General features: G+C 50.4%; 7 protein-coding genes and 1 pseudogene. 6 read left to right on the top strand and 2 right to left on the bottom strand.

Features of this window, described 5'->3' with window-relative positions:
* A partial coding sequence (locus AC3WJN_RS10195) for a hypothetical protein (protein ID WP_492329261.1) occupies positions 1-442 on the top strand: 442 nt, incomplete at its 5' end.
* Between the two features lie 285 nt (positions 443-727).
* On the opposite strand, the gene AC3WJN_RS10190 is transcribed toward AC3WJN_RS10195, so the two are convergent.
* On the bottom strand, positions 728-1,300 hold the full coding sequence (locus AC3WJN_RS10190; protein ID WP_007783000.1) for a GNAT family N-acetyltransferase: 573 nt from the start codon (positions 1,298-1,300) through the stop codon (positions 728-730).
* 102 nt (positions 1,301-1,402) lie between these two features.
* Here AC3WJN_RS10190 and pdxR point away from each other — a divergent pair, with 102 nt between their 5' ends.
* From pdxR to AC3WJN_RS10165, 5 genes and pseudogenes are all read left to right on the top strand, one after another.
* Complete coding sequence (gene pdxR, locus AC3WJN_RS10185) at positions 1,403-2,830, top strand: MocR-like pyridoxine biosynthesis transcription factor PdxR (RefSeq protein ID WP_448791861.1); 1,428 nt, start codon at positions 1,403-1,405, stop codon at positions 2,828-2,830.
* Between the two features lie 99 nt (positions 2,831-2,929).
* Positions 2,930-3,511 (top strand): TetR/AcrR family transcriptional regulator, encoded by a 582-nt coding sequence (locus AC3WJN_RS10180; protein ID WP_025848254.1) that lies wholly within the window; start codon positions 2,930-2,932, stop codon positions 3,509-3,511.
* The gene (locus tag AC3WJN_RS10175) at positions 3,508-3,879 is read left to right on the top strand and encodes a DMT family transporter (protein WP_007782993.1); all 372 of its coding nucleotides are present in this window, start codon (positions 3,508-3,510) and stop codon (positions 3,877-3,879) included. Before AC3WJN_RS10180 ends, AC3WJN_RS10175 begins: the two co-directional genes overlap by 4 nt.
* Positions 3,876-4,292: pseudogene (locus tag AC3WJN_RS10170) on the top strand (YvaD family protein); the annotation flags it as partial. The gene AC3WJN_RS10175 and the pseudogene AC3WJN_RS10170, both read left to right, overlap by 4 nt.
* Before the next feature lie 307 nt (positions 4,293-4,599).
* Positions 4,600-5,454 (top strand): MIP/aquaporin family protein, encoded by an 855-nt coding sequence (locus tag AC3WJN_RS10165; protein ID WP_007782989.1) that lies wholly within the window; start codon positions 4,600-4,602, stop codon positions 5,452-5,454.
* Positions 5,455-5,758: 304 nt separating this feature from the next.
* On the opposite strand, the gene AC3WJN_RS10160 is transcribed toward AC3WJN_RS10165, so the two are convergent.
* The gene (locus AC3WJN_RS10160; protein ID WP_005830651.1) at positions 5,759-6,592 is read right to left on the bottom strand and encodes a hypothetical protein; all 834 of its coding nucleotides are present in this window, start codon (positions 6,590-6,592) and stop codon (positions 5,759-5,761) included.
* Between the last annotated feature and the right edge of the window lie 73 nt (positions 6,593-6,665).

The raw sequence follows: 6,665 nt of genomic DNA, 5'->3' as shown, positions 1-6,665 counted from the left end.
AAATACATCAAATTCCAATATGATGAAAAAAATCAATTTAATATTTTTTTCAATTACCGGCATTGCTTTACTGCTTGCATCTCTTGCATACTATTTTTTTTGGTACAATACACCGGAAAATACAATTGAACGTTATTTAACTCTAATCAAAAATAAACAAGGCGAGCCAGCATATGAGTATGTTTATAAGAACGCTGATAGCTATTACCCAGAGCGCGAGGATTTTTTACGTTCGGTTGCAGATTCGAGAATAGTCGATTTTAAAATTGATGAAGCAACTGCAATAAATGATACGGAAACCGAGGTGAAAGTATTAATAAGCTATACTAGTCTGAAAAACAGCGTCCAGAAAATCATAAGAGAAAAAGAACAAACTTTCATGGTGAAAAAAGTATCAGGCGAGTGGCTAGTAAGCTTAAGAGGACCTGATGGGGAAAGTTGACAAATAGTCCTAAATATAGATAGCTGTAACTCTTGCAAGAAAGTGGTGTATTAAGACGGGGAGAGCATTTCTCGAACAAATCCAGGAATGGGGGACGAAATGGGGACAAACTTCACTTGTAAATCCAACAATCCACTAAGATACAAACGAGAAAAGGGGTTGTCTCAAAAGTCGCTATTTCGACTTCGAGACGCCCCTTTTGTCTGTCAGAAACGTTGATATAGCCAAGCTTCCGATTATAAAACACTAGTGGAACCCGTACTTCTTGGACGTCTCCCCTGCCTTCTACTTCCCATACTTCTCCCGATACTCACCAGCCAGCATCGACATCAGAATCGAATCATGATAACGATGATCGTAATAAAGCGCCTGCCGCTGCACTCCCTCCCGCTGGAAGCCGAGCTTTTCATAAGCGCGTATCGCACGTTCATTGTAAGCGAACACGTTCAGCTCGATGCGGTGCAGGTTGAGAATGCCGAAGCCGTAGTCGAGCATCAACAGCAGCGCTTCACTGCCGTACCCTTTGCTCTGATACGCAGGCTGATGGATGGCAATGCGGATGAAAGCGTTGCGGTTGTACGTGTCGATGCCGCCGATCTGCACGTCGCCGATCAGCTGATCGTTTTCGCACAAGGCGATTGCCAACAGCACGCTGGACGAATCCTGTGCTTTGCTTGCCAGATATTGCGCGATTTGCTCGCGGGTGTAGTGCTTTTGCGTTCCTGTCAGTTTGCGCGTTTCCGGGTGGTAGAGCGATTGGTAGTAAAAGTCGACATCGTCCTGTCCGAGCGGGCGCAGATAGACGCGTTCTCCCTGCAAAAAACGGACGGGAGCATGGTGCTCTCGATGAGTAGACATCGTTTGTGTCCTCCCTGTCAGATTTCATTTTTCACCAGCATAGCGAACAAGTGTATACTTGAAAATGCACAGTTTTGCAAAAATCAAAAGGACAGATGACCGATGCTCTTGACGCCCAAATGGGACGAAAACGGAAACGAACCGCAATACGTGCAACTGTACACGTTCCTCAAAAACGAAATCATTGCAGGCAGGCTGGCAGAAAAAACGCGGCTGCCGTCCGTGCGCAAGCTGGCAGATGCTCTTGGCTTGAGCACGACGCCTGTGGAAATGGCGTACCAGCAGCTTTTGGCCGAAGGGTTCATCCGAAGCAGGCCGCGCAGCGGCTACTTCGTGGAGAAGCTGCCTGACCCCGAGCTTACGCCAAAAGGGCAAGGGGTGTCCGAACAGCCCGAATGGAGCAGACCGCTCCTGCGCGACAACCGCAAGTACCGATACGATTTTCACATGTCGCAAAACGATTTTTCGCTGTTTCCGCACATGCTCTGGCGGCGGCTGTACAATCAGGTGCTTGGCGGCGAGCGGCAGGAGGAGCTTTTTTACGGCGATCCGCAGGGCGAGCCGGGATTGCGCCAGCAAATTGCCGATTATGTGCGCAGGTACCGCGGCGTCGTCTGCACGCCGGACCAGATCGTCATTGGCGCGGACCAGTTTGGGCTGCTGTCGCTGATCTGTCTGATGCTGCGGCCGCAGCTTCAGCGGATCGCGGTGGAAAATCCGGGCTATTTGCTGTATGCCAATACGTTTCGCCAGCACGGGTATGAAGTGGTGCCGATCTCGCTTGCAGCAGACGGAATCTGCGTAGACGAGCTGTACGAATCAGGGGTGCGCCTTGCCGTCATGTCGCCCTCGCACCAATTTCCGCGCGGGATGATTATGCCTGTATCCAAGCGGTTGCAGCTTTTGGACTGGGCGCAAAGCGTCGGCGGCTACATCGTCGAGGACGACTACGATGGCGAGTTTCGCTACCACGGCAGGCCGATTCCCGCCCTGCAAGGGCTGTTGCCGCAGACCAATGTCATTTACATGGGCGGCTTCGCGCAGGTGATGGCTCCGGCGCTCGGCATCTGGTACATGGTGCTGCCGCCTTCCTTGCTGGACGCGTATTTCACCCTGCTGCACGACACGTTGCTGGAACAATCCGCGTCGCGGCTGCATCAGCGGACGATGGAGATTTTTATGCAAAAAGGCCACCTGGAAAAGCACGTCCGCAAAATGCGCAGCCTGTATCGCAAAAAGCACGACGCCTTGCTGGCGGCGGTCCATAAGCATTTCGGCGAGCGGGCGTCCGTGATCGGGGCGGATGCGGGCTTTCACGTCTTGCTGCGCGTGTACAGCGAGCGCCCGGAGGAAGAGTTGAAGCGGCTGGCGATTCAGGCGGGGATTCGCGCATCGTCTGCGGCTTTTACGTGGCTTACGCCGCCGGCGGAGATGCCCAAGGAGTTTTTTCTCGGCTTTTCCGGCATTGCGCTCGACCAGATCGAGCCGGGAATTGCGGCTTTGCACCAAGCCTGGTTTGAGGGCAGTTGACATCAGGGGAGCAGGTGAGTATGCTATTTGTAGCCATAGGAAAATATAGAAAACAAAATATTTTCCTTGTTTTACGAGTGCGAGGGGGTTCGCGCGGAAATGCAGGAGCGAATTTTGCAATGCGCCCAACAGGAGATCGAGACGCGAGGCATTCGCTTTACGATGGCGGATTTGGCTCGGCGGGCGGGGATCAGCACGAAAACGTTGTACGCGTGCTTTCCTTCCAAAGAGGTGCTCATCGCCAGGCTCATTGCCGACAGCATCGAGGAATTGAAGGCGAGCGAAGACCGGATTTTGCATGATCCGAACCTGGATTTGACGGAAAAGATGCGCGAGCTGCTGGCATTGGTGCCGAGCGGCTTTGCCCGGACGGATTTGCGCGTCTGGTACGAGTTGAAGCGCTATTATCCCGCGCAGTGGAAAATGGTGGAGGAAGTCTACCAGGAAGAGTGGGAGCATGTCCGCGTGCTGCTTGAGCAGGGCGTCGAAGCTGGCGTGTTTCGCCCGGTTCAGCTTCCGATTTTGATTTTGATGTACACGGGAGCGCTCGATCAACTGATTGACCAGCAATTGTCCGGTCGGCATCAGATGACGATCGGGGAGGCGCTGGACGCGATGATTGATATTTTGCTCGGCGGCGTATTGGCTGCGCCAGCGACGAGAGGGGAAACGGGAAAATGAGTTGGGTGTATTTGCTGCTGGCGATTTTGCTGGAGGTGGCGGGAACAACTTCGATGAAGCTGTCGGAAGGGCTGAGCAGGCCGATTCCGACTGTGTTGATGTTTGTGTTTTACGTGCTGTGCTTTTCCTCGCTGAGCCTGGCGCTGAAAGAAATGGAAGTGGGCACCGCGTATGCGATCTGGTCCGGGCTGGGAACGGCGATGATCGCTGTGATCGGCGTCATCGTCTTCAAGGATGCGTTTACCGTGAAAAAGGTGGTGGCGGTCGCGCTGATTATCGTGGGCTGTGTCCTGCTGAATCTCAGTGACGGCGCCCATGCCCAGCAGCCTGCAAAAGCGCAGCAAGACGCGGGAATGACGGCCGAATGAGCAGAACTGCGCCCAGGCTGTTCGTGTTTTTCTGGCTGACCGATGTGGCGTTCATCGTCTATTGGGCGATTGTGTTTCTCCGGCTGTTGCCTGCGGAGTACATGTACCAGGACTACCGCGATCCGAATCTGGTGGCGTGGAATCTGTCCTTTTTTCCGCTCGACATGCTTGTATCGCTCACGGGCTTCGCGAGCCTCTACTGCTATCGGCGGGGGAGTGAGCGCTGGAAGCCGATAGCACTCGTCTCACTTGTGCTCACATTTTGCTCCGGCCTGCAGGCGATTGCTTTTTGGGCGTTCAAAGCCGACTTCGACTGGTCGTGGTGGCTGCCGAACCTGTTTTTGCTGATCTACCCGCTGTTTTTTCTGCCGGAGTTGGTCAGGACGGCAAGCAGCGGGAAAAAGGCTTCAAGCTGCAGGCGAAGCGGAAAGGCAGCCATGAGCAAAGCCGTTTGCGACAGGAAAGAAAACGGATTCTTGACAGATTTTACGTGTCCACTATATAGTAGGACATAAGTTAATAGTGCTGTGGAGATTGGGAGATCAGCTAATATTTGCAAAAAGAGGGCAGCGCCCTGCGTTTTTGCGAGTATTGGCTTTTTTGTTTTCTCCACAAAAAAACAAAAAGGAGTTGGGTGAAATGTAAGCGCTTTAGAAAACGGTTTCATTGCGATTTTTCGGCTGGTTTACATGGTCGTTTTTCAAAAAAGGGGGTAAGGACATGTCTGCTTACGTAGGAGAATTGGTCGGGACAATGATCCTGATTATTTTGGGGGCAGGGGTATGCGCAGGCCAAAACCTGAAAAAAGCATACTCGCAAAATGGCGGCTGGATCGTCATTACACTCGGCTGGGGGCTTGCCGTAGCGTGCGGTGCATACGCAGTTGGCAGCATCAGCGGCGCGCATCTGAATCCTGCGCTCACGATTGCGCTGGCGAGCATCGGGCAGTTTGCGTGGGAGCAGGTGCCGGGCTACGTGTTGGCGCAATTTGTCGGTGCATTTATGGGTGCGACGTTTGTCTGGATTTTTTACTATCCGCACTGGCGCGAGACAGACGACCCGGCAGCAAAATTGGGGGTATTCGCAACCGGACCAGCGATTCCACATACAGTTGCCAACTTGTTCAGTGAAATTTTAGGTACGTTTTTCCTGGTGCTTGGTCTTCTGGCCATCGGTGCGAATAAATTTGCAGAAGGATTGAATCCGTTTGTCGTCGGCTTCCTGATTGTCGCCATCGGCTTGTCTCTCGGCGGAACGACGGGCTATGCGATCAACCCGGCGCGTGACCTCGGGCCGCGAATCGCCCACGCCCTCCTGCCGATTCACGGAAAAGGCCACTCCAACTGGGGCTACGCCTGGATTCCCGTCGTGGGGCCGATCATCGGTGCGGTGTGCGGTGCCTTTTTCTACAAGTGGACGTTTACCGACCACAGCCTGACCGGAGTGGTGGCCCTGGCCGTATTCATGGTCATCGCGATGGCAGTCGGGATGGCGAGCAAAAAGACAAATGCTGCCCAGGCGAGCGGCAAAGAACGTCTGGTAACCGATCACGCGCGTTCGCAATCGCATGGATAGGCGGCCGCTTTGCCTGATTCCATCCCAATAAATTCCAATAAAGATCAAGTGAAAGATTTACTTTCACCAGAGCGAAAACGTCAAGGTGGGCAAATCGAGAAAGACAACCAATCATCATCCGTATTCCAGGAACATAGTAATGGGGCATACCAGACCTAAATGAGGACATCTTTTTAGACCGGATAGTTTAGCTGAAGCGCGATTTCTTCAAGGTCATCTTGAATCAGAATAATACGATGCCAAGGACGAAATAAGAAAACGCTTCTTTATGTATGAGAAGCGCTTTCTTAAAGAAAATGAAACCCTATTTTTCTTGTTTGTTAATTATTAATCCCTTATCTACCCTTTTTGTTGTTTCATCAACAACTGCGTAGGCGAGGATTTCATACTTTTGCCCATCTTTTTTACCCTTTATTGGTTTGAAATTAAAGACCTTAAAAGTAGATTCTTCGTTATTTTCGAATACTACTCCCGTTTCTACGTCCTCAAACTTTTTAACGTTTTTCTTTACTGTAGGCTTTTTGGACAATTTCAAATCTTTAAGAGTTAACCCGTACTCTTCCAATACAGGCGATTGATCTGCTAACAAAAATTCAGCGACTGTATGTTTATTTGTTTTTCCAACCAATTCATCTGTAGCTAAAGATTCAGCTTGTTCTGAAATTCCATCGATAGTGAAACTACTTGGATGTTGCTCTGCAGATCTTAAGCTATATTCAGCACAGTTAAAGGTTTCTGAAGTTGGTTTCCAATAGCTCCCGTTTTTGTTGAAAGTGTATGCAGCATACGCCCGATAAAAATCATAAACAACTTTAGATACTAATGATGCACGAGCGGAATTTTTAAGCAATGTGGATTGGCTATCTACAACACGATCTGGATAAAACAGACCATATACTTTATAGTCCATACCGATCTCCGTAAGACTTGAAGGTGATGTTGCTGTAAAAACAGCTTTTGCGGAAGAACCGCATTGAGTGTCGCTGTAAACAGTATCTTGAATGTACGATACTGTGGTACCACTCAGATTATATGAACGCTTGTCATAATCACTGATGGCATGTGTAGAGGGGATAAAAGTCCCTACGGCAAGGGAAAGCCCAACCATAAAAACAGAAATCCTTTTGAACAGTTTCATCCAAATTACCTCCTTTTAAATTCAGTTCCATGATAAATTATTATTTTAGCTCATGTCAATAATAGGTAAAGTT

The sequence above is a fragment of the Brevibacillus sp. FW306-2-1A-C05A genome, assembly GCF_058781555.1.
The sequence above is the reverse complement of the archived record's forward strand: the minus strand, read 5'-3'. Positions and strand labels throughout refer to the sequence as shown.

Bases quoted from the DNA above. Each gene is read 5' to 3' on its own strand.
- AC3WJN_RS10160 (WP_005830651.1), bottom strand. From the start codon at position 6,592: ATGAAACTGTTCAAAAGGATTTCTGTTTTTATGGTTGGGCTTTCCCTT.
- AC3WJN_RS10165 (WP_007782989.1), top strand. From the start codon at position 4,600: ATGTCTGCTTACGTAGGAGAATTGGTCGGGACAATGATCCTGATTATT.
- pdxR (WP_448791861.1), top strand. From the start codon at position 1,403: ATGCTCTTGACGCCCAAATGGGACGAAAACGGAAACGAACCGCAATAC.
- AC3WJN_RS10190 (WP_007783000.1), bottom strand. From the start codon at position 1,300: ATGTCTACTCATCGAGAGCACCATGCTCCCGTCCGTTTTTTGCAGGGA.
- AC3WJN_RS10175 (WP_007782993.1), top strand. From the start codon at position 3,508: ATGAGTTGGGTGTATTTGCTGCTGGCGATTTTGCTGGAGGTGGCGGGA.
- AC3WJN_RS10180 (WP_025848254.1), top strand. From the start codon at position 2,930: ATGCAGGAGCGAATTTTGCAATGCGCCCAACAGGAGATCGAGACGCGA.